This window comes from Leucobacter tardus (assembly GCF_017583045.1).
Lineage (GTDB): Bacteria > Actinomycetota > Actinomycetes > Actinomycetales > Microbacteriaceae > Leucobacter > Leucobacter tardus.
On sequence record NZ_JAGFBF010000005.1, the window covers coordinates 951,714 to 975,935 of the forward strand.

A 24,222-nucleotide genomic window follows, 5' to 3' on the forward strand; every position below is an offset into this window, starting at 1 on the left:
GATTCCTATTCTCCGGCTCAGAGGCCGAGCAGATCGGGCAACCAGTTGCTGAGTGCCGGAATGAACGTGACGAGCATGAGCACGCCGATGCCCGAGGCGACGAAGGGCAGAATGCCCTTGACCGCTTCGCCGAAGGAGATCTTCGCGATGCTCGCCGCCACGAAGAGGTCGATACCGACGGGAGGCGTGATCAGGCCGATCGCGAGGTTCATCGTCATCATCACGCCGATGGTGGTGAGATCCATGCCGAGCTCGAGGAGCACGGGCACGAACAGCGGGATGAAGAGATAGAACGCGGAGATCGCGTCCATGAACATGCCGGCGATCAGCAATGCCAGGTTGATGATCAGGACGAGCGCGACCACGCTTCCGGTGAGGTTCAACATCCAGTCCGCGATATCCCCGGCGATCTGGTTCCTCGTGATCACGTAGGCGAAGAGTGTTGCCGACGCGATGATCAGCATGATCCGGCCCGACATGACACCCGCGGTCGTGAAGATCTTGAACATCGCCGTCAGCTTCAGCTCGCGGGAGAGCAGGCCGAACAGGAGCGCGTAGACCGAGGCCACCGCGGCCGACTCCGTCGGCGTGAAGATGCCGCCGTAGATGCCGCCGAGAATGATCACGGGCACGAGCAGACCGGGTACGGCGCGGCCGAACGCTTTCGCGACGACGGACGCGGGAGCGCGCTGCGTGCGCATGCCGATCCCGCCGCCGGTGACGGCGTTCTCGGGAGTGACCTCGTCGAGGGTGAGCAGTCCCGTGTTGTCTCCGGTCCGCGCCACGGCGCCCGTAGCGGTGACCGTCGCCTCGGGAGCCCGCCGATTCTTGCCCATGGCCTGGCTGAGGTGCGACGCGGCGTTCGACTTGGCGATCTCCATGTCGCGCGGCAGGAACCGGGCGATGAAGTAGAGCACCACGACGAGGATCAGGCCGGGAACCACGCCCGCCATGAAGAGCCGGCCGATGGTGACGCGATCGACGCCGGGACCGGCGTAGTCGGCCGCCACGACGGCGAACACGATGTAGGCGATGCTCGGCGGGAGGATGATGCCGAGCTCACCGGACGTGGCGACGAGCGATGCCGCGTGCCGTTTGCTGTAGCCGTGCTTCACGAGGGCCGGAATCAGGATGCCACCGATGGCGGCGACCGTCGCGGGCCCCGATCCGGAGATCGATGAGAAGAGCAGCGCGGTGAGGATCGCGGTGAGCGCGATACCGCTCCGCAGGTGTCCGAAGCAGGCGTCAGCGAATTCGACGAGTCGCTTCGAGATTCCCGTGAGCTCCATGATGACGCCGGCCAGGATGAAGAACGGAATGGCGAGCAGTGTTTCGGAGGACATGCCGGCGTAGAGGATCGCGGAAGCGGGAGCCAGCGCCTTCACTCCACCGGTGAAGGTGATGGTGGCGAACGCCGCCAATCCCATGGACATGGCGATCGGCACACCGATGAACAGGCAGATGGCGAAGGTGCCGAACAGGACGAGTTCGATCATGAGCGGGTCGCTCCCTTCGGGTGCAGGGTGTCGGTGTCTCGTGCGTGGGCTTCGGCTTCGATCGCCGCGGCAGCCGCGAGCGCTTCGGCTTCTTCGCCCTGGAAGCCTTCGCCGCCGCGCAACTCGATGATGCCGACCTGGAAGGTGCGGATCACGCCGAGCAGCGCGCCGAACGGCAGGCCCATCGTCAGGATCCACTGCGGGATCTGCAGTGCGGGGGTGAGGCGGCCCGACTGCAACTGGTTCATCGCGGTGTCCCAGCCCAGCCAGAGCAAGACGCCGTAGAAGACAAGCATCGCCGCGCAGACGACGACGATGGTGAGCTTGTGCAGCACACCTTTCGTAGAGTCCCTGAGCAGGCTGAAGCTGGGGTGGGTGCCGAGTCGCGTGGCTGCAGCCGCGCCGACCATCGTCAGCAGGACGGCGAGGTTGACGAGCAACTCGGTGGTGAAGGAGAAGGAGGCGTGGAACACGTAGCGCGCCACCACGTTGGCGAAGGCCAGGAGCGTGATGAAGAGGAAGGTCAGCGCGATGATCGTGTTTTCCAGGCGGCGCAGGATGAGATCAAGCATGAGGATTCGAGCCTTTCAACGGGGCGGACCGGATGCGGCCCGCCCCATCGTCTTGGACTGTTAGGGAGCCTTGACCGCGTCAGCGACCTCGGGGGTCCACTTGCTCTCGTAGCTGTCGTAGACCGGCTGCATCGCTTCGCGGAAGGCCTGGAGCTGATCGGCGTCGAGAGTCGTCACCGTCATCTGCTCCTCCATCTCGGCGAGCTGCGTGCTTTCATTCTCACGGCTGAGGTTGATCTGGTACTCGTTGGCCTCGGCGGCTGCCTCGTCGACGATCGCCTGATCCTCATCGCTCAGCGCCTCGTACATCTCGAGGTTCATGCCGAGGATCAGCGGATCGTAGACGTAGTTCCACACCGTCAGGTAGTCCTGCACGTCCATGAGGCCGTTGGAGTAGATGACGTCGAACGGGTTCTCCTGACCGTCGATGGTGCCGTTCTGCAGCGACGTGAAGACCTCGGCGAAGTTCATCGAGACGGGGTCCGCGCCGAGCTCCTGGTAGATGTCGAGGAACAGATCGGAGCCGGCGACGCGCACCTTGAGGCCGGGGATGTCACCCGGCTCGGTGATCTCCTTCTTGCTGTTCGTGATCTGGCGGAAGCCGGACTCGCCGAAGCCGAGCATCTTGATGCCCAGGTCCTCCGTGAGGCCCATGTACGCCTCGGCTCCGCCGTCGGCGATCGCGGCGTCCGCCTCTTCGTAGTCCGCGTAGAGGAACGGTGCCGTGATCGCGGAGAAGCGCGAGTCGATGCCCGAGTAGATGATCGGCGAGTTGTACGAGAACGCCTTGTCGCCGTTGGCGAGCATCTCGACGCCCGCTGCCGGGTCTCCGCCGGAGAGCTGCTCGTTCGCGAACAGGTTCACGGTCATGCGACCGTCCGACTTCTCGTCGAGCAGTTCGGCGAACTTCTCGGCGCCGGCCCACCAGGTCGACGTCTCGGACACCGTGATCGTCATGTCCCAGCTGTAGGTCTCACCGTCCGCGCCGGCGTCGCCGCCCGCGCCTCCACCGCACGCGGTCAGCGTCAGAGCCGATGCGGCGAACGCTGCTGCGACGAGAGTCATCTTCTTCTTCAAGTCCATCTCCTCCTTGAGACGTGTGAACTGGTTGCATGGTTGTGTGCGACCAGGTGAAGCGGTGATCCGGGGCCCGATACGGTCCCGATTCATGTTTCCGCCGCGTTTCAGAGCGAACGCCTCGGATCAGTATGCACACTCTGGTAGAACCAGACAAGCGAGCGCATCGGCGTGCCGCCGCTTTCTGGTTGGACCAGGGTCGCATGAAAGGCCAATTTCGTGCGTTGAACTGCGCTTTTGCCGAGCCACAGTCGTTACCGAACTGTAATACTCATGCAGGTGTGGCGAGAATCGCGAGGGGAATCGTGATGACGGCGACGACGCTGGTCACCAGGGTGGTTGCGCTCGTCACCCGGGCATCCCCGTCGTACTCGAAGACGAGAATGCTCGCGGTCGACGAGACGGGCATTGCCGCCATGATCACCGCCGCGGCGATCCACGACGAGCCGAGGCTCGCGCCGAACGCCAGCAGGACCACGATCGTCACCGCCGGGAGGATCGCGAGCTTCACCGTCGAGGCGATCAGCACGGCGGTGACCGGAACCGCGCCCGACCGCATGCCCTCGAACGCCGGCTTGATCGACAAGCCGACCGCGAACATCGCCGCGGGGACCGCCGCCTGCCCGAGCATGCCGAGGCTCTCGCGGAAGACGTCTGGCATCGTCACGGGCAGGGCGCCCAGGATCAGGCCGAGCACCACCGAGATCATCACGGGGTTCACGAGCACCGCACGTGTGAAGACCCGCCAGACCAGCTCGAACAGCCCCGTCTTCGCCGCTTCATCCACCCCGTGCCGACGGTGCTGCAGCGCTTTGAGCAGCGGATAGCCGACCATGAACAGCACATTGTGCAGCAACTGTCCGAGCGCGGCGGCGAGCGCCGCCTGCGGGCCGACCACGCTCAGGACGATGGGCACGCCGAGGTAGCCGACGTTGCCGTACGTCGACGCGATCGCCAACGGTCCGGGGGCTACCGCGCTGGCGTCCGAAGCGCCGCGTCCATGTGCAGCAGCGCGCCGAGCGCGGACCCGCGACCACAAGCGCGCCGCGCCCCCGACCGCGAAGGCGAGTGCGCCGGGAACGACGAACGAGGTCACCACGAACGCGAGGGGCACCCCGTCCGACACCGGCGCTTCGGCGAGCGCCATGAGAATGAACGCCGGGAGCGCGAAGTTGAAGACGAAGGCGTTCAGTCCGGCTTGGGCGCTGCGGAAGCGCTGCGCGAACCCGGCGGCCATGCCGATGCCGAGCAGCACGAACAGCGGGGCGACCAGGAGTGCGATCTCGAGCATCTTCGGCCTTTCGCGAGGGTGACGACGGGGTCTCCGAGGATGCTACCTTGGTTCTACCAGAGCGCGTGGTGCGCTCTGCAGCCCCGGATCACTGGAGATCGTGCCACGATGACGTCGACGACAGCCGCTCAGGCCACCACCCCCGCTCCCGACTCGGCGTCAGCGGCGTCGGGTGAGACCACCGAGAAGATCTCGCGCATGCGGGCCACGATCGCGAGCCGCATGATGAGCTCGCTGCACGAATCGGCGCAGCTCACCGCGACCGTCCAGGTCGACCTGACCGATCTGCAGGCGTACCGCGCCGCGCAGAAGCAGGGCTTCCGCGAGCGCGAAGGCATCGGCCTCAGCCCGCTGCCCTTCATCATCCGCGCGGCGATCGAGTGCCTGCAGGAGTTCCCGATGGTCAACGCACGATTCGATGCCGAGGCGCGCCTCATCCGGCACCCGGGTGCTCAGCACATCGGTGTCGCCGTCGATACGCCTCGCGGTCTGCTCGTCCCGGTCATCGACGACGCCGGTACCCTCTCCGTCACCGAGATCGCCCAGCGCACCGCAGACCTGGCGGGCCGATGCCGGGCGGGCAAGATCAGCGTCGACGAGCTCTCGGGGGGCACGTTCACCGTCACGAATTACGGTTCGGTCGGCACGTTGATCGACACCCCGATCATCAACCAGCCGCAGTCGGCGATCCTCGGGATCGGCGCCCTCGCGCGTCGCCCGGCGGTCGTCACCGATGACGAGGGAGAAGAGCGCATCGTGCCGCGCGACCTCATGTACCTCTCGCTCAGCTACGACCACCGCATCATCGATGGCGCCGACGCCGGCCGCTTCCTCTCGGGGGTGAAGCAGCGCCTCGAATCGGGCACGATGACCGTGTGACGGCGAAGCTCCCCGCGCCACCCGTAGGCTGGGGTGATGGGCACCGGCACGACCGCATTCCGACTGATCGCGACCGATCTCGACCACACGCTGCTCGACGGGGACGGACGGGTTTCGTCGCGCACGCGTGCGGCGCTCGATGCGGCGCGCACCGCTGGGATCGCCGTGGTTCCCGTCACCGCCAGACAGCCGATCGGTCTGCGCGCCATCGATGCGGAGAGCGGTTTCGACGGGTGGGCGCTCTGCGGCAACGGTTCGCTCGGCATCCATCTCACGACCGGTGAGGTGCTCTTCGCGCAGGAGACTCCGACGGAGGTGCTGCAGCAGCTCGCGCGGAGGTTGAACGCGCGGATACCGGGTCTGCGGTACGCCAGCGTGCGGGGCAACGGCGAGGGGTTCGTCGCTGAGCACGGCTACCCATCGCTCGCTCAGTTCTCGGATCACAAGCGGGATCCCGCGTCGATGAGCATGATGGCGCTCGAGGAGGTGCTCGCCGAACCGAGTCTCAAGCTCGTGGTGCGTCACCCCGAACTCTCCCCCGCGGAGCTCTTCGAGGCCGTGCGAGAGCTCGGCGTCACCGGGTTCGAAGCGACGCTGTCGGGTGCGCCGTTCCTCGAGATCATGGCCGAGGGCGTGACGAAGGGTGCGGGCCTGGCGCGCCTCTGCGCGCGACTCGACGTCGACCGCACTGAAGTGATCGCGTTCGGCGACGGCCTCAACGACATCGCGATGCTGACGTGGGCCGGACACGGGGTCGCCGTGGCGAACGCACAGCCCGACGTCCGAGCGGTGGCAGACGAAGTCGCCGAGGCCAACACGTCTGATGGCGTCGCGAAGGTCATCGAACGACTGCTCGAACGCACGGTACCGGGGTAGGGTCTGGCGGGAATCGTCGGTCTGTGCTTCTCTGGTGGCACCGCGGGGACGCTCCGGTCTCCGCACGTGAGACAGGAGAATGCGGTGAAGAACTTCAAGCGCAGAGCAGCGACCGTCGGCCTCGCAGCCGGACTCATGGCAGGCGGCGGGCTCGTCGCCGTGCCTGCCGCCAACGCCGCTCCGCCAACGATGGCCGACTGGCAGTACAACACGAAGGCGGAGTGCGAACGGGTCGCGTACGCGAAGCTCAATGAGGCGTTCCGCAGCGGGTGGATGATCGACCGCTACATTCCGTGCCACCAGCGCAACGGCAACTACTGGGGCGGCAGCATCTACTATGCGTAATGCGGGCCACCGCATCGACGGAAGGATCTGTCATGTCATTCCAGGCATACCTCGATGCGGTCGAGGATCGCACCGGTCTCACCCCGCGTCAGCTGATCGATCGTGCCCGTGAGCGGGGCTACGATGCCCCGGGCGTGAAGGCCGGGGTGATTCTCGAATGGCTGAAGGAGGAGTACGGCCTCGGCCGCGGCCACGGCATGGCGATGGTCCACGTGATCCAGAAGGGTCCGCAGATCGATCGGAAGCACGTCGGTGCATCGGGATCGCACCGCGACGAATCGGACACGCTCTGGCTCGACGGCCGGGCGAGCAGACCGGAGTAGACGCCGGAGTATTCCAGCGGGTTCACGTCAGTCGCCGAGATGCACGACCCGGTGCGCAATTGATCGCGCCCAGTGCAGATCGTGGGTGGTGAGGATGACTGCTCCTCCGCCGTCCGCGTGCGTGCTGATGGTGCGGTTGAGGCGCTGCATCCCGGCGAGATCGCGCCCGAGTGTCGGCTCGTCGAGCAGCAGCACCGATGCGCCGAGCAGCTGGGCCGTCGCGATGACGAGGTCCGTGCGCTGCGCCTGCCCGAGGTCGAACGGGTGCGTTTCGGCGTGCGGTGCGAGGCCGCTCGTCTCGAGGAGGGACGCCGCAGTATCGGAGCGTTCCGCTCTCAGGCGTCGACGATCCCGCCGCCGATGCGGTGGCAACGGTACCCCGCGTTCGAGTTCACCGCGCACGCTCGACGCGGAGAGCTGCGCACTGGGATCCTGTCCGACCCAGCCGACGTACCGAGCCCGTCGATGCGCCGGCACGGCGTGCAGAGCGGTGGGGTCCGGCGCATCGCCTACCCAGAGCTCGCCGGACACGCGCGCGTCCGGTTCAGAAAGTCCCGCGATCGCGCGCAGCACGGTGGACTTGCCGACGCCGTTGGACCCCACCAGCGCGACGACCTCGCCCACGCCGAGGGAGAGGTCGAGGTCATCGACGAGCACGCGCTCCCCGCGCGCGATACCCAGATTCTCGACGCGCAGACAGGGTTTCGCAGATACCGCGGTGCGGTGCGGCGCGGGGTCAGACCCATGCGACTCGGTACTCCATACGCCGATCGCCGCGCAATCTGCAGCGGTGAAGCGGGCAGCCTCCACGGTCCGCGTGATCGTCCCCCGCTCCAGTACGCCGATCCGGTCGGCACCCGCGCTGAGCTCGTCGTGCTGGTGACCGGCGAGCAGTACGGCCCCGCCGCCATCGCAGAACCGTCGCAGGGCCCGCGCGAGAAGCGTGCGCGCGTCGGGATCGAGCGACAGCGACGGCTGATCGAGTACGAGCAGAGCGGGCCGGAGCGACACGAGCGAGGCCAGTGCCACAAGCTGACGTTCCCCGCCCGAGAGGGTGCCGACGCGGCGTCCGCTGAGATGTTCGACACCGAGTTCCGCGAGCACCTCGACCGCATCGGATCCGTCGAGGCGACCGTGCAGCCGACGCGGCAGGCGCACTTCGTCATCGACGAAGGTGGTCATGCCGGTGAGCTGCGCCTCCGGGTCGTCACCGAGCATGGCGCTGCCCGCGTCGCCCGCTCGCCGGAGCGAACCGTACACCGTTCCGCGACCGTCGAGCAGGTCGGCGGCGAGCCGGCAGAGGGTCGAGGTACCCGACCCTTCGGCCCCGAGCACGGCCACCATCTCACCACGATGCACCGTGAGATCGACGGCGTGGAGCGCACGTACGGGCGCCGAGACGCTGGCCTCGGGGTACGAGAATCCGACCGCGACGCACTCCCAGACGACTGGCGGCTCAGGCATGACCGACCCCCAGCCCCGCCAGGATGTCGGGGGCCCCGGGCAACGGCAGGATCCCCGAGATCGACGCCGCGACGAGGGCGACGGTGCACACGGGCGCCGCCCATCTGGTCGCTCGCTCGACCAGCGGATCGGGCCGATCCTGGAGGGGTGCGGGTCGCGGCGTCGAGCCGAACCCGCGCTGCGTCAGCGTGTCGTGACGCTGATCCAGTTGCACGAGCGCAGCCGTCAGCAGGCTTCCGATGATGCCCGGCATCAGGCGGACGCGCGTGCCCAGACGAGCGGTGTTCCACCCGCGAGCGGCGCGCGCGGCAAGGGCCTGACGGGTACGATCCCGCACCAGCGGGACGAGGCTCATCGATGTCGCGCACACGTATGCGATGCCGAGCGGGATGCGCAGCCGCCGCAATCCGTCGAAGGCTCGTGCCGAGTCGGTGCCGAGCGCGAAGAGTGCGCACACCCCGATCATCGCGGCGACCCGCAACCAGAGCTGCAGCGCGATCGCGACCCCCTCGACGGTCACCGACACCGGTCCCCACTCCCCCAGGACGGTCGCCGAATCGCCGGGGTAGAACAGCCCCTGCACGATCCCGACCATGACCAGCATCGGGCCGGAGAGCACCGCGAGCGTCACCGCCCAACGACCGAACCCCGTGGGTGAACGAACGGCGCCGATCGCCGCGGCGAGCAGCACCGTGACGGGCACGAGGGGCGAGGCGATGCCGTAGATCAGCACCAGCGCGCAGAGCAGCAGGACGAGCCCGGTCGCGGGGTGCAGGCCCAAACCCGCACCCCGCACCGGAGGCGGCTCGGTCACGGCACCGCGGGCGTCCGCACCGGCTCCGGGCGGCGTCGCCGCAGCGAACGCCGAGCCAACGGATACCGGTCGACGATCCGCCGCGGGAGCGAGCGGAGCACCAGGAACGCGAGCAGGAAGATGATGGCCTTGTCGGCGGTGTCCGAGACGAGACTCTGCACCGTGGTCGCGTGGAGCATCTCGAGCCCCGCGGCCTGCAACGTGGCGACGACGCCGCCCGTGCCGACTCCGAGTCCGCCGCCGAAGACGAACGCGGCGACGGGCGCTCCGAGCGCTCCGCCGGGGATGCCAGCGATCAGACCGGCGAGGATCGCCCACCAGGGCGCGCGGAACGCCCCGAGCTTCGCCGCCCAGCCTGCGGCCGCACCGACGAACGCGGCCCCGGCCGTGAAGGCGATGACGGTGGGGTTGATGGTGACGCCCCAGATCAGGTTCGCGAGCACGCCGGTGAGGGCACCGGCTGCGGGGCCGGCGAGCACGCCGATCAGGACCGAGCCGAGGGAGTCGAGGTAGAGGGGTACGGGCGTGAGCGTGCCCACGATCTGCCCGACCGTGATGTTCAGGGCGATGGCCACGGGCATGAGCGCGAAGATGCTGCGCGGGATGAGCGGCAGGGTGCCGGCCGCGATAAGCACGGCGCCGGCGAGATACCCGACCATCACCCACAGGGTGGCCGGGCCGAGTTCGAGGCCGAGGGTCGCCGGCTGCGTGAGGATCACGGCGACGTAGGTGGCGATGATGACCAGGGCGCCGGCCCCGGTCGAGAGGTAGGCCCACTTCGGGGCGGCGATGCGAGATTCTCCGGGACTCGACGCGGTGTCGAGCCCCCGCCCAGATGCGCTGTCAGCAGGGGTCATCGGTGGGGTCCTTTCGTCAGGGTGTCGGTGAGGTGGTCGAGAAAGCGTGATGCGTCGATGCGCCGGATGATCTCGGCGTTCGCGGGCCGATTCCAGCGTCCGAGCCAGTCGGCGACGGTCTCGCCGCGGGTGAGGGTGCCGGTGAGCTCGACATCGACGGGGGCGATGGCGGTCTCCGCCCAGGGGACGGCAGCGGTCGACGGCGCGCCGCTCGCACCCGCATCCCGCTGCAGCCTGGCCCACGCGAGGGCCGCGGCGAGCACGTAGGGATCATGGATGTGCGCGACGTAGCCGTGCCCGTCCTCCTCGTGGAACTCGAAGTAGAACCGCAACGCGGCACCGAGTTCGTGCAGCACCGCGCGCCAGTCGGCGTCGGCGTCGCTCGCCAGGATGCGGGCCAGCCGCTCGGGCGCCATCTCGACCGCCTCGGTCGCCTCGATCGGGGCGATCACGGGCGGATGCGGGGTTCGTCCTGCGATGTACGCTTCGCCGAACACCGAGAAGACCTGTGACGCCGCCTCGGGATCGTAGGTGACGTTCCACTCGGTCGTCGGGAGCGTGTTCCCCCGATAGTTGAATGCGCCGCCCATCACGAACAGCCGCTGCATGAGCTGCGGCAGCTCGGGTTCGATCGCGAGAGCGAGCGCGAGGTTCGTCGCCGGCCCGACGAGCACGCCGATGAGCTCGCCCGGGTGCGCACGCGCGGCATCGACCCAGGCCTGCGCGGCGCTGACGGCGTGCGGCTCTGCGACGGGATCGGGAAGCGCGGCGTATCCGCACCCCCGATCGCCGTGGGTCTCCTCCGCATACGCGGGATCGTCGCGCGCTTCGTGCGCCAGCGGGTGCTCGGCACCGACGTGGAGGGGCACCTCGGCGCGTCCGGTGAGGGCGAGCCAACCCTGGGTGTTGCGCACGACCTGTGCGGTATCGACGTTGCCGCCGCTCGCGGCGACGCCGACGATCTCGACATCCGACTGGGTCACCAGATACCCGAGCGCGATGGCGTCGTCGATGCCGGGATCGCAGTCGAGGAAGAGCGGTATCGGGTTCGCGGACATCCCTCTATTCTGCCTGCTCGGAGCGCGAGGCACGCGCACCCGCACGCGAGCGGTCGAACGCGGTGGACTGCGGGCGGCGCGCGCTCGATGAGTGGGGAGGCGCCGCGTGGATCGTCTTCACTCTCGCGTACGCGGTCATCGCGATCACGCCGATTCCGGTGACGATCATGGCGGTCACCGGCGGGGTGCTTTTCGGGGTGTGGGAGGGCGCCGTCCTCTCGGTGATCGGGGCGCTCATCGGCCGTGGAACAGGTCTCCCTGTTGCGTCTCATGCCCGGACTCCCCTACTGGCCAGTCAATTACGGCAGCGGGGCCTTCGGCATCTCACAACGAGACTTCCTGGTGGGCAGCGGTCTGTCCACGATCCCCGGACAGGTGTCGCTCGTCGCCGTCGGTGCGTTCGTGGCCGGTCCGTCAGTGCTCGCCGGCACGGTCGTCGTGGCCGCTTGGGCCGTGGTCATCACCATGACGATCCTCGCTTACCGTCGTCTGAAGCGAGCCTCGCGGGGATAGCAGGTCGACCGCGATCCCTCGTGCCCGCTGAGCCAGTCGGTTGGTGCCATCGATGCCGCGATGCGCAACCGCTCCCTCCAGCAGCAACATCAAGTGGTCGGCGGTCTCACCCACCGCATCGGAGTCGAGGACATCTGCCCGGAGGAGCTCTTCCAGACGGCGCCGGACCGCGCGCTTGTGCTCCTGCACAATCCGATAAGCGGGATGATCGATCGGGAGTTCTCCGGCAGCGTTGAGGAACGCGCACCCCCGTTCACCCGGAACGAGGTCGTCGGCGTAGGCGTCGAAGAAGGCGAGCGCGCGGGGCGCGGGCGTATCGATGATCCGCGCTTCGAGTCGCTCCCACCAGAGCCGGTGCCGCGCGGCGAGATACGCAGCGACCAGCTGTTCTTTGGAGCCGAAGCGATCGTAGAGCGTCCGCTTCGTCACGCCGGATTCGGCGGCGATGGTATCCACGCCCACCGCGTGGATACCGCGCCGATAGAAGAGATCGGAGGCGACCTCGAGGATACGTTCCGCACCCGGCGTGAGACGCGGCACCTCCCAGAGACTGGTCATCGATGTCGTCATCCTGCACCCCCGCTCGCGGAATCTTTACAGATCAGTATACTGGTGCCGCACGTGAGTTCACAGACCTGTGAGATGAGGATGACGATGACCGAGACGCTCGATCGACGAACGGTGTGGGGACTCACTCTGGCCGGCGCCTCCCTGATCGCCGCCTGCTACGGCCTGGCCCGCTTCTCCTACGGACTCTTCGTGCCGGTGTTCCGCACGGAGTTCGATTTCGGGGCGGCGGCCGCCGGCGCCCTGGCATCCGGATCCTACGCCGCGTATTGCGCGGCGATCATCGCCGCCACACTGCTGACGCCGCGCTTCGGCGGCCGTGCGATCGCCGTCGCCGCGGGGGCGACCGCGACGATCGGCACCCTCGCGATCGCCGTTGCACCGAACACGCTCGTCCTCGCGCTCGGGGTGATCGTCGCGGGCGCGAGCACCGGCGTCGCGTCCCCGCCCCTGGCGCACGCCGTCGCGCGCTCCGTCGACACCGCCAGGCAGAGTCGCGTGCAGACCGTGATCAACGCCGGAACCGGGCTCGGCGTCGCGATCGCGGGACCGATCGCCCTGCTCACGCACGATCAGTGGCGTGCGGCATGGATCGCATTCGCCGCGCTCTCCGCCGCCGTCACGCTCTGGACCGTCTTCGCCGTGCCGCGCACGGTGGACTCGAGGGAGGCCGGCGACGGAGCCCCTGCACGCGTCCTCGTGCCCCGCCCGCTCTTCCCAGCGGAGAGTCCGCGACTCGTCTGGGCAGCACTCCTCCTCGGCGCCGCGAGCGCGGCCGTCTGGACGTTCGGGCGCGACCTGCTCGTCTCGGCGGGCGGCATGAGCGAGACGGCGTCGACGATCTGCTGGATCCTGCTCGGCGCGCTCGGGATCATCGGCGCGATCGGCGGCGATCTCGTCGGCGCACTCGGGTTGCGCGCCACCTGGATGATCACGGTCACGGTGCTCGCGCTCTCGACGGTGACCGTCGCCATCGCTCCCACCAGTGTCGCGGCAGCCGGCATCGCTCTAGGCGCGTTCGGTGCTGCGTACATCGCCGCGTCCGGACTCCTGCTGCTGTGGGGCACCCGCGTCTACGACGCGCACCCTGCGGCCGGCGTCGGGCTGGGCTTCCTCGTCCTCGCGCTGGGACAGACGCTCGCAGCACCCGCCCTCGGCGGCATCGGCGACCTCATCGGTCTGCGCTGGGCGTTCGCGGCGGCCGCGGGCGTCGGCCTCTTCGGCGCGCTGGCGTGCGCGCCCCGCGTCACACCCTCGCCGGGTGCCTCCAGCGCGGCACGACCAGGGGCGTCCCGGACTCCGGATCCGGAATCACCCGCGCGTCGAGCGTGAACACCTGCTCGACGAGCGCCTCGGTGATCACGTCGCCAGGCGCACCGGCGGCGATCACGTCACCGGCCTGCATCGCGATGATGTGATCGGCGTATCGCGCCGCCTGATTGAGGTCGTGCAGTACGGCCACGAGGGTGGTGCCCTGCTCCCGGTTCAAACCTCGGCAGAGCTCGAGCAGCTCGATCTGATGGTTGAGGTCGAGGTACGTGGTCGGTTCGTCGAGCAGAAGGATCGGGGTCTCCTGCGCCAGCGCGACCGCCATCCACACCCGCTGCCGCTGACCACCCGACAGTTCGTCGACCATGCGACCCGAGAGCTCGTGCACTCCCGTCGCGTGCATCGCCGCCCGCACCGCTTCCTCGTCCTCCGGCGTCCACGGGCTGAAGAGCCGCTGGTGCGGGTACCGACCTCGGGTCACGAGATCGACCACGCGAATGCCGTCGGGCGCGACGGCCCCCTGCGGCAGCAGACCGACCTGACGCGCCACGTGCTTCGTAGGCTGCTGGTGCAACTGCAGACCGTCGAGCAGCACGCGCCCGCTCGACGGCGGCAGCAGCCGCGTCAGACTCTTCAGCAGTGTCGATTTGCCGCAGGCGTTCGGCCCCACGATCACGGTGAACGCACCATCGGGGATCTGCACCGAGATATCGGTGCAGACCGGGGTGTCGGCGTACCCGAGGGCCGCGCCCTCCACGCTCAGACGAGTCATCGCTTCTTCCCTTCTCGAAGGAGTAGCCACAGGAAATACAGTCCGCCGATCGAGACGGTCACGATGCCGACCGGAAGCGGCGTCTCGGGGTGGATGCGCTGGGAGACGATGTCGGCGAGCAGCAGCAGCACGGCGCCGACGGCGGCGGTCGGTCCGAGTGCGAGCCCGTCCGATCGCACCAGACGTCGGGCGATCTGCGGCGCCGCGAGGGCGATGAACGAGATCGGCCCGGCGGTCGCGGTCGCGAGCGCGGTGAGACCGACACCGATCACGATCGCCGCGATCTGCAGGGCTCGCACGTTCTGCCCGAGCGCCGTGGCGAACGGCGCCCCGATCTGCAGCAGTCGCATCGGCCGCGCCAGCGCCAAGGCACCACCGATGAAGACCACGGAACCGATGATCACCACCGTCGCGGTCGACCACGACGCACCCGACAGGTTTCCGGCTCCCCAGAGGCTCGCCATGATGGCGTTCTCGACGGTGGCCGTGAGCAGGAGCCAGACGTTCACCGATGCGAGCATGGCGCTCACGCCGATGCCGACGATGATCAACCGCACGCCGCGCATCGCGCCTCGCTTGATCGACAGGAAGAACACGAGGAACGCCGTCGCGATCCCGCCGGCGAGCGCACCGGCCATCGTAGCGACCGAGCCGCCGCCGATGATCAGCATCACGACGAGCGCGCCGGTGAAGGACCCCGTCTGGAACCCGATCACATCGGGCGATCCGAGCGGATTGCCGGTGAGGTTCTGGAATATCGCGCCGCTCAGCGCGAGGCAGACGCCGAGCAGCACGGCCATCACGACACGGGGGGCGCGCCACTCGAGCACGATCATGCTCGTGTACTCGTCGCCCTGACCGAGCAGCGCCTGCAGCGCCTCCCCCACGGAGATCCCCACGGAACCCGAGAACGTTCCGTACATCGCGAGCAGCACCGTCGCAATCCACAACCCCGTGCAGATGACGATCGAGCGGACATCGAGGAGGGCGAGCGGACGCTCAGCGCCGCCGAGTCGCACGACCCGTCGGCCGAAGTCGAGTTGCGTCATCGGATCAGACCTCGGACACGCGGAGACGACGGACCAGGGCGATGAGCACGGGAGCCCCGATGAACGCGGTGACGACACCGACGGGCACCTCGCCGCTCGTGATGACGCGCCCGATCACATCGGCGAACCCCATGACCGTCGGGGCGATCAGCACCGAGTACGCGAGGATCCACCCCTGGTGCGGGCCGACGATCATGCGCGCCAGGTGAGGCGCCAGCAGCCCGAGGAAGCCGATCGGCCCGGCTGCGGCCGTCGCACCGCCGGCGAGCAGCGCGATCGCGACCAGCGTCACGAGCCGAATGCGGTTCGGGTGCGCACCCATCGCCACGGCGGACGCTTCGCCGAGCGAGAGCACGTCGAGCGAGCGCGAGCTCAGGAGGGCGATGATCAGTCCGGCACCGATGAAGGGCACGAGCTGCAGGGTGCCCTCGAGCGGCTGGGACGCCGTCGTCCCGGCGGACCACCCGCGCATCCGCTCGAGCAGTTGCGAGTTCGTGAGCATCAGCGCGGAGGTGAATCCCGAGAGCACTGCACCGAGTGCGACTCCCGAGAGCGTCATCCGCACGGCATTGCCGCGCACCGTGCCGGTGTTGCCGATCACGAAGACGAGGATCGAGGTGAGCAGTGCTCCGGCGAACGCCCACCACATGTACTGCGACACATCGGTGAGCCCGAAGAACGCCAAGCCGACGACCACGGCGAGCGATGCTCCGGCGTTGACACCGAGGATCCCGGGATCCGCCATCGGATTCCGGGTGACGGCCTGCATGAGAGCGCCCGCGACGCCGAACGCCGCGCCCGCCGCGAGCACGAGGACCGTGCGCGGCACGCGAGAGAACCAGACCGCCTGCGACACGGGGTCATCGGGATCCGGATGAACGACGAAGTGGAACACGGCGGCGGGATCGACGCTGCGAGACCCCACGAGCATGCTGACCACCAGAGCCGCGGTGCAGAGCAGCGCGAGCACCAGCAATCCGGCCCAGCGCCCCCCATCGCCTGCCCGGAGCAGCGACGGACGCCGGCCCGCGCCGGACACCGGAGTGTCGGGCACGGGCCGCGGAGTCGCCTGGACCGAAGAGGTCATCGGTGGGTTACGCAACCTGCTTCGATGCGGAGACGAGGTCCGCCACGTCCGTGAGCCACGCGGCGTAGGTGGACGCCGTCATGGCGCCCTTCGAGCTCCAGGCCGCGAGCTGATCGGCCTCGACCGCCGGCAGGGCGTCCCAGAGTTCGGAGCTGAAGGCGAAGTCGTCCGAGTAGCCCTCGACGAGGATCAGGTCGGCCTCATAGGTCGATGCGTCCTCCCAGGCGACCTGGCCCCACGGGTTCCCGTCCGCGGGCGCGTCCGGTCCGACGATCGTCGCGCCGAGCTCCTCGAGCAGGTCGGCCTGCGCGAAGCCGACACCGGTGTACAGCATTTCCTTAGCCGGGCTCGCCAGCATGATCGAGCGGTCGTTCTCGGCGAGTGCCGCGCTCACCGCGTCCTTCGCCTCCCCGAGCTCCTCGTCGGACTGCAGGATCTCCTCGGACTCGGTGTCACCGCCGAAGAATGCTGCGACCTCGCGCGTGTCCGCGATCCGCTCGTCCATCGAGCCGTCGGCGGGCAGCGGCACGAACGGCGCGACGCGGGTGAGCTGCGCGTTCACGTCCTCATCGAACCACGTCCACCCGTTCGCATCACCCTGCCCGACGATGGCGTCGGGCTGCACTTCGGCGAGCTTCTCGACATCGATTTCGCCGTCCTGACCGATCATCTCGATGCCCGACGTGTCGGCGTCACCCATGACGAACGGGTTGTCGCACTCGTACCCGAAGAGCGCGACCGGCTCGATCCCGTATTCGTGGAGCGAGCTGTAGGCGTAGCAATCCATGACGATGTCCTGCGGCTGCGACTCGAACGCCACGGTGAGGCCGTCGATTGAAGGGTGCGTGAAACTCACGCCCTCGTCCCCGCTCCCGGTGTCCTCCGACGACACGCCTGCGCAGGAGGCGAGCAGGAGCACCGAGACGGCCGCGAGCGCGGACATCGATGAGCGGCGAAGCAGGGAGGAAGCCAAGGTGAGTACCAATCTGTCGGGAATAGAACCTCTCGAACCCTAATAGAGATGGTTAGGTAAGGCAAACCTCACCAACGTATGATCATGTCGGGGCGTGTCGCCCCGAGGGTGCCATCGGTCGGTTTCGAACCTCGGCGCGCCCGCAACCGAGTGTTCGCAGCGGCGATACGCGGGTGAAACGCGATCGTCACACGTCTCTGCTCGAATAGTCGGCATGAGCAGCCCCGTGACCGTTGCCGTCCGCCGTGAGACCGACCCGAACCGTATCGACGAAACCCTCGAGTGGATCGACCGCGGCCTCGAGATGGCTCGCGGCTTCGACGGGTGCCTGGGCGGCGGGGTGATGCGCGATGCGAGCCACGAGCATGTGCTGCACGTCGTGTACCGATTCATCGACGACGAGGCGCTCGCGCGCTGGGAACGATCCGATCAACGCCGCGACTGGGAGCGCTCTGGCGTGCAGCTGGTCTCCAGCGCTGCCGTGCAGCGTCGCACCGGGATCGAGGGCTGGTTCGATGAGCCGCAACTCAGCCGCGTGGTCGACCCGCGGACCGGTGCCTCACGACTCATCGGGGTGCGCGCCGCTCCCCCACGGTGGAAGCAGGCGATCGCCGTCTGGCTCGGCATGCTTCCGCTGAACATCCTGCTCTCGACCATCGTCACCCAGTTTCCCGGGTGGGCCGAGATCCCGGTCCCCCTGCGCTCGGTGCTGCTCGTCTCGGTGCTGGCACCCACGATGACGTTCGCGATGATGCCGACCGTTACCCGGGTGCTCCGCGGGTGGCTCCGCCGCAATCCCGGTGCGATCCGGAGCGAGCGCGCCCTGCGCGAAGCGCTGGACGCGCGCGGCGCGTAGCTCAGGTCAGCTCGACTCGGGGACGCACGGAGATGTCGGTGAGCTGCGTATCCGGGCTCGCCTGAATCGCTTCGACCACGGCCCGCGCCACCGTTTCCGGCCGCACGAGCGGTGTCCGGTCGTCGTTCGAGAGCATCGGAGTGTCCGTCGGACCGGGGTAGACGGAGGTGACCCGCACCCCGTCGTGCTCGACATCGGCGCGCAGTCCGTTGGCGAGTCCGTGGAGTGCGTGCTTGGTCGCCGCGTACACCGTGTTCTTCGGACGATCGAAGATGCCCGCGCCGGAATTCAGAAACACGATCGTGCCGCGCGACGCGCGCAGAGCCGGCAGCGTGGCGCGCGCGAGACGCATCGCGGCCGTCACGTTCAGGGCGAAGACGTACTCCCACTCCTCGTCGGTGACCTCCTCGATCGAGGCGGTCGGCAGCACTCCGGCGGCGTGTACCACGGCATTCACGCGCTCGGGGACGATCGCGTTCATGTCGTCGTGCACGAGGTCGCAGGTGACCGGCGTCACCCGCGGAGACTTTGCCACGGATGCGAGTCGTTCGTGATCCCTCCCGACCGCCGATACCGTCCACCCGCGTTCCACGAGCAGGTCGGTCACGGCGCGGCCGATACCGCTGGTGGCTCCGGTGACGAGGGCGTGGGGCGTGCGATGCTGATCCATGCCGGTCAGGCTACCGCTCCCGCGAGACCCGCCGCAGGAAGTCTCGCTGCCGATCGTTCAGGTCTCGCTCGGCGAGGCTCATCAGCAGCCGAGTGTGATCTGCGCTGACCTCCGGCGCATCGCCGCCGAACCGCGCGGCGAGCCGTCCGAGCTGCGCGGCGATCTCGTCGAGTTCTCTCGCAGTCGTTGCCGCATCGATCGCCGTGAACCGCGCCTGCGTGTCCGCGATGGAGCGACGCATCTCCGGGTCTGCCAACGCCTCGATGAGCCGATCAGCGTGTTGATCGCTCGGGTACAGGTGGGCGAACAGGGTCGAGAGCGGGATGTCCTCGGGGGAGCTGACGAGCGCCGCCGCGAGCTTCGACAGTCCGACGTGTTCACCGGCGCGCGCGTCCGCCAGACGACGACGCTGCTCCTCCAGCTCGGTGATCTGACGCTGCAGTGACGCGTCCACCTCGTCGAGTACGTCATCCGGCGTGGCGTCTGGGGCGGAGGAGATAACGGCACCCGCCTGCGTCACCGACAGACCCGACTGGGCGAGTTGCCGGATACGCAGCAGGGTGACGAGCTGATCCACGGTGTACTCGCGGTACCCGTTCGCGCGTCGCATCGGCTCGGGGAGGATCCCGAGCTGGTGGTAGTGGCGGATCGTCCGGACGGTCACGCCGGCGAGGTCCGCGATCTCTCCGATGCGCATCAGTTCTCATTCTCGCTGATGCGGCGCAGACTCGGAGCGGCGAGTGCGACCAGCGCGGCGACGACCCAGAGTCCGGCGAGCACAACGGCCGCGAGCTGCGTGCTTCCGGCCTCGATGATGGCCGCGGCACCCCCGATGCCGAGGGCGGGGGTCAGGGTGACGATGGCGTTCTGAGCGCCGAGCACCCGACCGCGGTCGGTCTCGGCCACGTGCTCGACGAACGCGAGTCCGACGACGGCGTTCAGGCACCCGCCGCCGAGGCCGGCGAGCGCCGCAGCGGCGAAGACCGTCCAGACGGGGCCGAGCAGGCTGATCCCGATGAACCCGAGCGCGAGTAGGACGAGGCCGGCGGTGAACCAGGTGCGTCGACGCACCCGGGTCCCGAGCATCGCGAACGCACCGCCGCCGATCAGCAGCCCGGCGGCCAGCGAGCTGAGCACGAAACCGACGAGACCCGGCTGCCCCTGGAAGGCGAAATGGACGGGAATCACGATGCCCTGCGTGGCGGCGAGCACGACCGCGAGCACGACGGCGAGGAGCATCAACGAGCGCAGCACGGGCGACTGCGCGAGATGCCGAAGCCCGAACAGCAGCGCGCCGGGTCGTGCAGGCCGGGTCTCAGCACCGGGAACCTCATCGGCACGCTCGTGCGCGGTTGCGTGTGCAGGGATACCGAGGGTCAGCAGCGCGGCCAGACCCGCGAGCCCCGCGGTGATCCAGAGCACCGTGACGGGTGCGAACGACGCCACGAGCACTCCGGCCACCGCCGGTCCGATGAGCAGCATCACTCCGGAGAGCGCCTCGCGCATGCCGATGAGCCTGGCCGGATCAGTACCGGAGGACCCGGCGATCGCCGGCAGCATGGCTTCCCGCGCCGTGATGCCGGGGACATCGCCGAACGATCCGAGGATCGCCACGGCGACGAACCACCCGAGACTGAGGCCGACGGTGAGATCGACGATGGGCAGGATCAGAAGTGCCGCAGCCGAGATCACGTCCGAGAGCACGGCGGCGGTGCGCCGATTGATGCGGTCGACGAGCGAGCCCATCAGGATCCCGGCGAGGGCGGCGGGAACGGCGGCCGCGATCGCGACGATGCCTGCACCGAGCGGGCTCCCGGTCGTGAAGAGCACGAGCAGCGGCAGCGCGATCGCGGTGACCGAGTTGCCGAGAAGCGACGTGGCGAACGAAGCCAGATACGGAAGAACAATGCGTGACATGGTTCCAGTGCAGACCATGACGCCGCGTCGGGGTCAAGCGCGTGCAACGCGGCGGGACCGGTGCGTCATGCGCCGAGCCCCGCCGCGCCGCGCGTGAGCGGCTTAGTGCTCGTCGTAGTGGTCCTCGTGCGCGGCGTGCTTGTGCCCGTCGTGCAGGTAATCCACGTGATCGTCGTGCGAGACGGCCTCGTGGCCGCAGTTCTCGCCGTGGGTGTGATCGTCGTGGGTGTGTTCGGCGACAGCGTGCTGGTCGGTGCTCATGCGAGTGTCCTTTCTTCGGGGTGACGGGTGGTTCCGATCGAGTCCGCCGCGACGGGCTCGAGCACATGGGCGAGAGCGTCGGAGATCACGTGCACGACGTGGCGATCGGCAACGGCGTACGTCGCCTCCTTGCCACGACGTGAAACAATCACGAGTCCTGCCTGCCTGAGGGTGCGCAGGTGCTGCGACACGAGCGGCTGCGACAAGCCAGCCGCTTCCGCGAGCGCCCCCACCGTGTGCGGCTCCCGCTCGAGCAACCGCAGCAGCAGCAGCCGTGACTCGTTGCCCAGCACCTTGAAGAGCTGGGCCGTCTCCGCGAGCCCGACCTCTGTTCCCATGAGTACATTCCACCAGATATATAGTCACTTTGCAATACGTTTAATCATACGATGCGCCCGTAACGCGTATTGATTATCGGTATCATTATGAGCATGGAGACGAGTCGCTATCGGAAAGACGCGGAGGCAGCCTACGCGGCGACCGCCAGCGCGTACGATCTGTTCGCCCTTCCGAACCGTTCGACCATAGAGACCGCCCTGGAGGCCGCCCTCCCCCACCTCCACCGGGAGCACGGTCCGATCCTCGACATCGGTGCCGGCTCCGGCGCGAACTCGGCGTTCCTCCTCGAACGGCGCGACACCGGCGACATCGTCGCGCTCGAACCGAGCCGCGCGATGCGCAGCCTGCTCCTCGGCCGCATCGCCGCGCACCCCGAGTGGTTCTCGCGCATCACCGTTCGGCCGGAGAGCTTCTTCGACGCGGACCTCCCCCGGACGATCGGTGGAGCATTGGCACTCGGGATGATCGGGCACTTCGATGCCGGCGAGCGCGCCGCCGTCCTCGCCGAGCTCGCGCGCCGACTGCCCTCCGGCTGCGCGGTCCTGCTCGATGCGCCGGACCCCGCTCCCCCGCACCGGGTCGAACCCGAAGAGTTCACCGTGGCGACGGTCGGCGCGATCACCTACCGGGGCATCGCCGAAGCCTGGCCCGAAGGCGGGGAGGCGATGCGCTGGCGCGTGACGTACTTGAGCCTGGAGGGCGAGCGAGTGCTGACCGAGGACACCGTCGAGCACCGGTACTTCCATCCCACCCGCGAGGTGCTGCGAGCCGAGGCGGCAGGAGCCGGGTTCACCGCGCGCACCCTCCCCGACTCGTCATGCCTGCTCTGCGTCAGACGCTAGTGTCGGGCTCATCGCCGCGGACTCGACGGATGCAATCCGGGTGACCGGCCGTTCGCCCCGCGGGCCGAACAGGTGCAGGATCTCGACCGAGAGCCCGTCAGCCGGCCCGAACCAGTGCGGGGTCATCGCGTCGAATTGCGCCACTTCTCCGGGGGCGAGCACGTGCTCGGCGTCGTCGAGCAGCAACCGGAGGGTACCGGCGAGCACGTGGATCCACGCATGCCCCTCGTGGCGCGTCAGCCGCGGTTCGCGCGGACCCAGCACGTGCTTGAAGACCTGCACGCGGCCGGGGTAGTCGGTCAGCGGCACCACGACGCCCCCGGCGGCGAGCGCGCGCGGCTCGAGGTGGATGCGACGGTCGCCGCTCTCCGGGGCACCCACGATGTCGTCGAGCGAGAGTTCGTACACCCGTGCCAAGGGGAGCAGGAGGTCGAGTGTGGGCTGGCGGAGTCCGGTCTCCAGCCGGGACAGCGTGCTGAGCGAGAGCCCGGACCGCTCCGCGAGCGCGGCGAGCGTCAATCCGCGGGCGCTTCTGATTCCCGCGCTCCGCGGCGTCCTCCGGCTCGCCCCCGCCGTCGGTTCGGAGGCGTGGCACCTCGTCGTGCGCCACCGCCGCACCGGTCAGCGCCTCGCCGCTGCGGGACTCGGACAGTCCGAGGCGACGGGCCGCCTGGCCGCCCTCACCGCGGTGCGGGCGGCGCACGCCACCCCCTCCGGCGTCGTGACGATGCACGATCTGCTGCGCCTCGATGAAGCCCTCGCCGCACTGCAGCCCTGACGCACGTGAGCGCGCGGACCGGGACCGCACCCCGATCCGCGCGCTCGGCGCACGGTTCGTCGACTAGCCGAGTGCGACCGCGAGCTCGTTCGGCGTGCCGTCGAGCTCCACCGACTGCAGCACCTCGCCGTTCGTGAGATCGACGGCGTGCACGGTGTTCTGGGCCGGCTCGGTGACGTACGCGATGTCACCGTTCACCTTGATCGCGGGATGGGCATCCTGCCAGTCAGCCGGCCCCTCCCACGCGTCGACGACGGGGAACGCGTCGGTCAGCTCACCGGTCTCGGGGTCGAGTACGTGAATCTGCCCGTCGGTGGACAGGATGTAGGCGAGGTCTCCCGGACCGCGGGCGACATCGCGGAAGGTGTACTGCACCTCGTCGGGAAGCTCGACGACCTCGTACGTCTGCGCGGCGGTGTCGATGAGCGTCACGGCGTTCAGCAGGTAGCCCTCGGCATCGGGGTCGTCCTTGTAGTCGCCGACGACGATGGGGCTGGTGTCCGAGACGAACGCGTTGCCCATGCGACCGTACTCGGCGGGCGCATCGAACTTCGTGAACTCGCCCGACTGGTACATCAGCGCGCCGTCCTCGCAGCCGAAGATCACGGCTTCGTCGGCGGCGGTCCCCTCACCGTGGATGCCGGGGCAGGAGTCGTTCGCCGCCTCGGTGTCCCAGTGATCGCCGTGCTCGTGCAGCGCGACCGCACCCGAGCGCGAGTTCTCGTCTCCGACCGTCGTGAGCAACGTGCCGTCCTCGAGCACGATCGACACACCGTGGTGCGGCGCGTCGGCCGTGTACGTCTGGCCCTCGGGGGTCTCGCCGTACCCGTCCGCGAACACATCGGTGTCGAGGATCGTGGTCTCGCCGGTGCCGTCGTCGTACAGCACCGTCTTGCCGTGGTGGCTGACGACGTGCCCGGCGGTCGTCGCGTCGAAGACGACATCCGTCAGCGCCGGCTCGGCGGTATCGAGCATCTGGAAGCCGGCCGAGGTCGTCACCGCGACGGTGCGTCCGTCGCCGAAGGCGTTGAGACGCGTGAATTCCTCGGTCTCGACTTCGTCGATCACCTCGAGGGTTTCGGGATCGAGCACGGCGATGCCGCCCTCGTAGGCGACGGCGACCCGGCCGTCCGCCTGCGCCGCATCGTCACCCTCGGCTCCGCCGTCGGTGCCGCTGCCTCCCGCGGCGCAGGCCGTCGCGAGCAACGCCGTCGCGGCGATGGCCGCACCCGCGGTGGTGACTCGTGTCGTGAATTTCATCGTGTTCCTTTCAGGTG

General features: G+C 68.7%; 30 protein-coding genes. 9 read left to right on the forward strand and 21 right to left on the reverse strand.

The features are described 5' to 3' along the window. Positions 1-17: 17 nt before the first annotated feature. The 4 genes from J4H85_RS11430 to J4H85_RS11445 form a co-directional block, all read right to left on the reverse strand. Entirely contained in the window at positions 18-1,496 is a 1,479-nt protein-coding gene (locus J4H85_RS11430) for a TRAP transporter large permease (protein ID WP_208239727.1), read from the reverse strand. Beyond that, positions 1,493-2,068, reverse strand: coding sequence for a TRAP transporter small permease (locus J4H85_RS11435; RefSeq protein ID WP_208239729.1), 576 nt, complete (start codon positions 2,066-2,068; stop codon positions 1,493-1,495). Before J4H85_RS11435 ends, J4H85_RS11430 begins: the two co-directional genes overlap by 4 nt. Positions 2,069-2,128: 60 nt before the next feature. Then, positions 2,129-3,145 (reverse strand): DctP family TRAP transporter solute-binding subunit, encoded by a 1,017-nt coding sequence (locus tag J4H85_RS11440; RefSeq protein WP_208239731.1) that lies wholly within the window; start codon positions 3,143-3,145, stop codon positions 2,129-2,131. 271 nt (positions 3,146-3,416) lie between these two features. Further along, positions 3,417-4,436: an AEC family transporter gene (locus tag J4H85_RS11445; RefSeq protein ID WP_208239733.1), complete on the reverse strand. Its 1,020-nt coding sequence runs from the start codon at positions 4,434-4,436 to the stop codon at positions 3,417-3,419. Positions 4,437-4,544: 108 nt separating this feature from the next. On the opposite strand from J4H85_RS11445, the gene J4H85_RS11450 reads away from it, so the two are divergent. The 4 genes from J4H85_RS11450 (at position 4,545) to J4H85_RS11465 (ending at position 6,859) form a co-directional block, all read left to right on the forward strand. Next, the gene (locus J4H85_RS11450) at positions 4,545-5,315 is read left to right on the forward strand and encodes a 2-oxo acid dehydrogenase subunit E2 (protein ID WP_208239735.1); all 771 of its coding nucleotides are present in this window, start codon (positions 4,545-4,547) and stop codon (positions 5,313-5,315) included. Positions 5,316-5,351: 36 nt separating this feature from the next. Continuing rightward, positions 5,352-6,191 (forward strand): HAD family hydrolase, encoded by an 840-nt coding sequence (locus J4H85_RS11455; RefSeq protein ID WP_208239737.1) that lies wholly within the window; start codon positions 5,352-5,354, stop codon positions 6,189-6,191. Positions 6,192-6,275: 84 nt separating this feature from the next. After that, a complete protein-coding gene (locus J4H85_RS11460; RefSeq protein WP_208239739.1) occupies positions 6,276-6,536 on the forward strand; it encodes a hypothetical protein in 261 nt (86 codons plus the stop codon). Positions 6,537-6,568: 32 nt separating this feature from the next. Next, entirely contained in the window at positions 6,569-6,859 is a 291-nt protein-coding gene (locus tag J4H85_RS11465) for a DUF4287 domain-containing protein (RefSeq protein WP_208239741.1), read from the forward strand. A gap of 27 nt (positions 6,860-6,886) precedes the next feature. Here the strand turns inward: J4H85_RS11465 and J4H85_RS11470 are convergent, their stop codons facing one another. From J4H85_RS11470 to J4H85_RS11490, 5 genes are read right to left on the reverse strand one after another with little or no spacing between them, the layout of a single operon-like run. Then, entirely contained in the window at positions 6,887-8,323 is a 1,437-nt protein-coding gene (locus J4H85_RS11470) for an ATP-binding cassette domain-containing protein (RefSeq protein ID WP_208239750.1), read from the reverse strand. Beyond that, on the reverse strand, positions 8,316-9,137 hold the full coding sequence (locus J4H85_RS11475) for an energy-coupling factor transporter transmembrane component T family protein (protein WP_208239752.1): 822 nt from the start codon (positions 9,135-9,137) through the stop codon (positions 8,316-8,318). Before J4H85_RS11475 ends, J4H85_RS11470 begins: the two co-directional genes overlap by 8 nt. After that, positions 9,134-9,994, reverse strand: a complete 861-nt coding sequence (locus J4H85_RS11480) for a histidine kinase (protein WP_208239754.1) — start codon at positions 9,992-9,994, stop codon at positions 9,134-9,136. Before J4H85_RS11480 ends, J4H85_RS11475 begins: the two co-directional genes overlap by 4 nt. Then, entirely contained in the window at positions 9,991-11,052 is a 1,062-nt protein-coding gene (locus J4H85_RS11485) for a nucleoside hydrolase (protein WP_208239756.1), read from the reverse strand. Before J4H85_RS11485 ends, J4H85_RS11480 begins: the two co-directional genes overlap by 4 nt. A gap of 4 nt (positions 11,053-11,056) precedes the next feature. Then, on the reverse strand, positions 11,057-11,230 hold the full coding sequence (locus tag J4H85_RS11490; protein ID WP_208240511.1) for a hypothetical protein: 174 nt from the start codon (positions 11,228-11,230) through the stop codon (positions 11,057-11,059). 92 nt (positions 11,231-11,322) lie between these two features. Between J4H85_RS11490 and J4H85_RS11495 the strand changes: the two genes are divergently transcribed. Beyond that, a complete protein-coding gene (locus J4H85_RS11495) occupies positions 11,323-11,565 on the forward strand; it encodes a TVP38/TMEM64 family protein (RefSeq protein WP_243893780.1) in 243 nt (80 codons plus the stop codon). Here J4H85_RS11495 and J4H85_RS11500 read toward each other — a convergent pair. After that, positions 11,467-12,123, reverse strand: coding sequence for a TetR/AcrR family transcriptional regulator (locus J4H85_RS11500; protein ID WP_208239759.1), 657 nt, complete (start codon positions 12,121-12,123; stop codon positions 11,467-11,469). The two genes, J4H85_RS11495 and J4H85_RS11500, sit on opposite strands and share 99 nt — an antisense overlap. 96 nt (positions 12,124-12,219) lie before the next feature. On the opposite strand from J4H85_RS11500, the gene J4H85_RS11505 reads away from it, so the two are divergent. After that, a complete protein-coding gene (locus tag J4H85_RS11505; RefSeq protein WP_243893624.1) occupies positions 12,220-13,464 on the forward strand; it encodes an MFS transporter in 1,245 nt (414 codons plus the stop codon). Here the strand turns inward: J4H85_RS11505 and J4H85_RS11510 are convergent. The 4 genes from J4H85_RS11510 to J4H85_RS11525 are packed head-to-tail and all read right to left on the reverse strand — an operon-like array spanning position 13,379 to position 17,252. Next, entirely contained in the window at positions 13,379-14,173 is a 795-nt protein-coding gene (locus tag J4H85_RS11510) for an ABC transporter ATP-binding protein (protein ID WP_208239760.1), read from the reverse strand. The two genes, J4H85_RS11505 and J4H85_RS11510, sit on opposite strands and share 86 nt — an antisense overlap. Then, positions 14,170-15,222, reverse strand: coding sequence for a FecCD family ABC transporter permease (locus J4H85_RS11515; protein WP_208239761.1), 1,053 nt, complete (start codon positions 15,220-15,222; stop codon positions 14,170-14,172). Before J4H85_RS11515 ends, J4H85_RS11510 begins: the two co-directional genes overlap by 4 nt. Before the next feature lie 4 nt (positions 15,223-15,226). Next, positions 15,227-16,309, reverse strand: coding sequence for a FecCD family ABC transporter permease (locus J4H85_RS11520; RefSeq protein ID WP_208239762.1), 1,083 nt, complete (start codon positions 16,307-16,309; stop codon positions 15,227-15,229). Positions 16,310-16,316: 7 nt separating this feature from the next. Continuing rightward, a complete protein-coding gene (locus J4H85_RS11525) occupies positions 16,317-17,252 on the reverse strand; it encodes an ABC transporter substrate-binding protein (RefSeq protein WP_208239763.1) in 936 nt (311 codons plus the stop codon). Between the two features lie 244 nt (positions 17,253-17,496). On the opposite strand from J4H85_RS11525, the gene J4H85_RS11530 reads away from it, so the two are divergent. Next, positions 17,497-18,138 (forward strand): antibiotic biosynthesis monooxygenase, encoded by a 642-nt coding sequence (locus tag J4H85_RS11530; protein ID WP_208239764.1) that lies wholly within the window; start codon positions 17,497-17,499, stop codon positions 18,136-18,138. Between the two features lies 1 nt (position 18,139). On the opposite strand, the gene J4H85_RS11535 is transcribed toward J4H85_RS11530, so the two are convergent. The 5 genes from J4H85_RS11535 to J4H85_RS11555 all read right to left on the reverse strand — a co-directional run bounded on the left by J4H85_RS11535 (position 18,140) and on the right by J4H85_RS11555 (position 21,324). Beyond that, positions 18,140-18,808, reverse strand: a complete 669-nt coding sequence (locus J4H85_RS11535; protein WP_208239765.1) for an SDR family NAD(P)-dependent oxidoreductase — start codon at positions 18,806-18,808, stop codon at positions 18,140-18,142. Between the two features lie 10 nt (positions 18,809-18,818). Then, positions 18,819-19,505 (reverse strand): MerR family transcriptional regulator, encoded by a 687-nt coding sequence (locus J4H85_RS11540; protein ID WP_208239767.1) that lies wholly within the window; start codon positions 19,503-19,505, stop codon positions 18,819-18,821. Next, on the reverse strand, positions 19,505-20,725 hold the full coding sequence (locus J4H85_RS11545) for an MFS transporter (RefSeq protein ID WP_208239769.1): 1,221 nt from the start codon (positions 20,723-20,725) through the stop codon (positions 19,505-19,507). Before J4H85_RS11545 ends, J4H85_RS11540 begins: the two co-directional genes overlap by 1 nt. 102 nt (positions 20,726-20,827) lie before the next feature. Beyond that, positions 20,828-20,986 carry a zinc transporter permease gene (locus J4H85_RS11550; RefSeq protein ID WP_208239771.1) on the reverse strand — a complete coding sequence of 53 codons (159 nt, stop codon included), beginning with the start codon at positions 20,984-20,986 and terminating at the stop codon, positions 20,828-20,830. Beyond that, on the reverse strand, positions 20,983-21,324 hold the full coding sequence (locus J4H85_RS11555) for an ArsR/SmtB family transcription factor (RefSeq protein WP_208239773.1): 342 nt from the start codon (positions 21,322-21,324) through the stop codon (positions 20,983-20,985). The genes J4H85_RS11550 and J4H85_RS11555 overlap by 4 nt, the downstream gene beginning before the upstream one ends. A gap of 93 nt (positions 21,325-21,417) precedes the next feature. Between J4H85_RS11555 and J4H85_RS11560 the strand changes: the two genes are divergently transcribed. Further along, positions 21,418-22,167, forward strand: a complete 750-nt coding sequence (locus tag J4H85_RS11560; RefSeq protein ID WP_208239775.1) for an SAM-dependent methyltransferase — start codon at positions 21,418-21,420, stop codon at positions 22,165-22,167. Here the strand turns inward: J4H85_RS11560 and J4H85_RS11565 are convergent. Then, positions 22,141-22,686 (reverse strand): helix-turn-helix domain-containing protein, encoded by a 546-nt coding sequence (locus J4H85_RS11565; protein WP_307863638.1) that lies wholly within the window; start codon positions 22,684-22,686, stop codon positions 22,141-22,143. The two genes, J4H85_RS11560 and J4H85_RS11565, sit on opposite strands and share 27 nt — an antisense overlap. Between J4H85_RS11565 and J4H85_RS14290 the strand changes: the two genes are divergently transcribed. After that, positions 22,604-22,945 (forward strand): hypothetical protein, encoded by a 342-nt coding sequence (locus J4H85_RS14290; protein WP_208240513.1) that lies wholly within the window; start codon positions 22,604-22,606, stop codon positions 22,943-22,945. The genes J4H85_RS11565 and J4H85_RS14290 overlap by 83 nt on opposite strands. A 63-nt stretch (positions 22,946-23,008) precedes the next feature. On the opposite strand, the gene aztD is transcribed toward J4H85_RS14290, so the two are convergent. Then, complete coding sequence (aztD, locus tag J4H85_RS11575) at positions 23,009-24,205, reverse strand: zinc metallochaperone AztD (RefSeq protein ID WP_208239777.1); 1,197 nt, start codon at positions 24,203-24,205, stop codon at positions 23,009-23,011. Between the last annotated feature and the right edge of the window lie 17 nt (positions 24,206-24,222).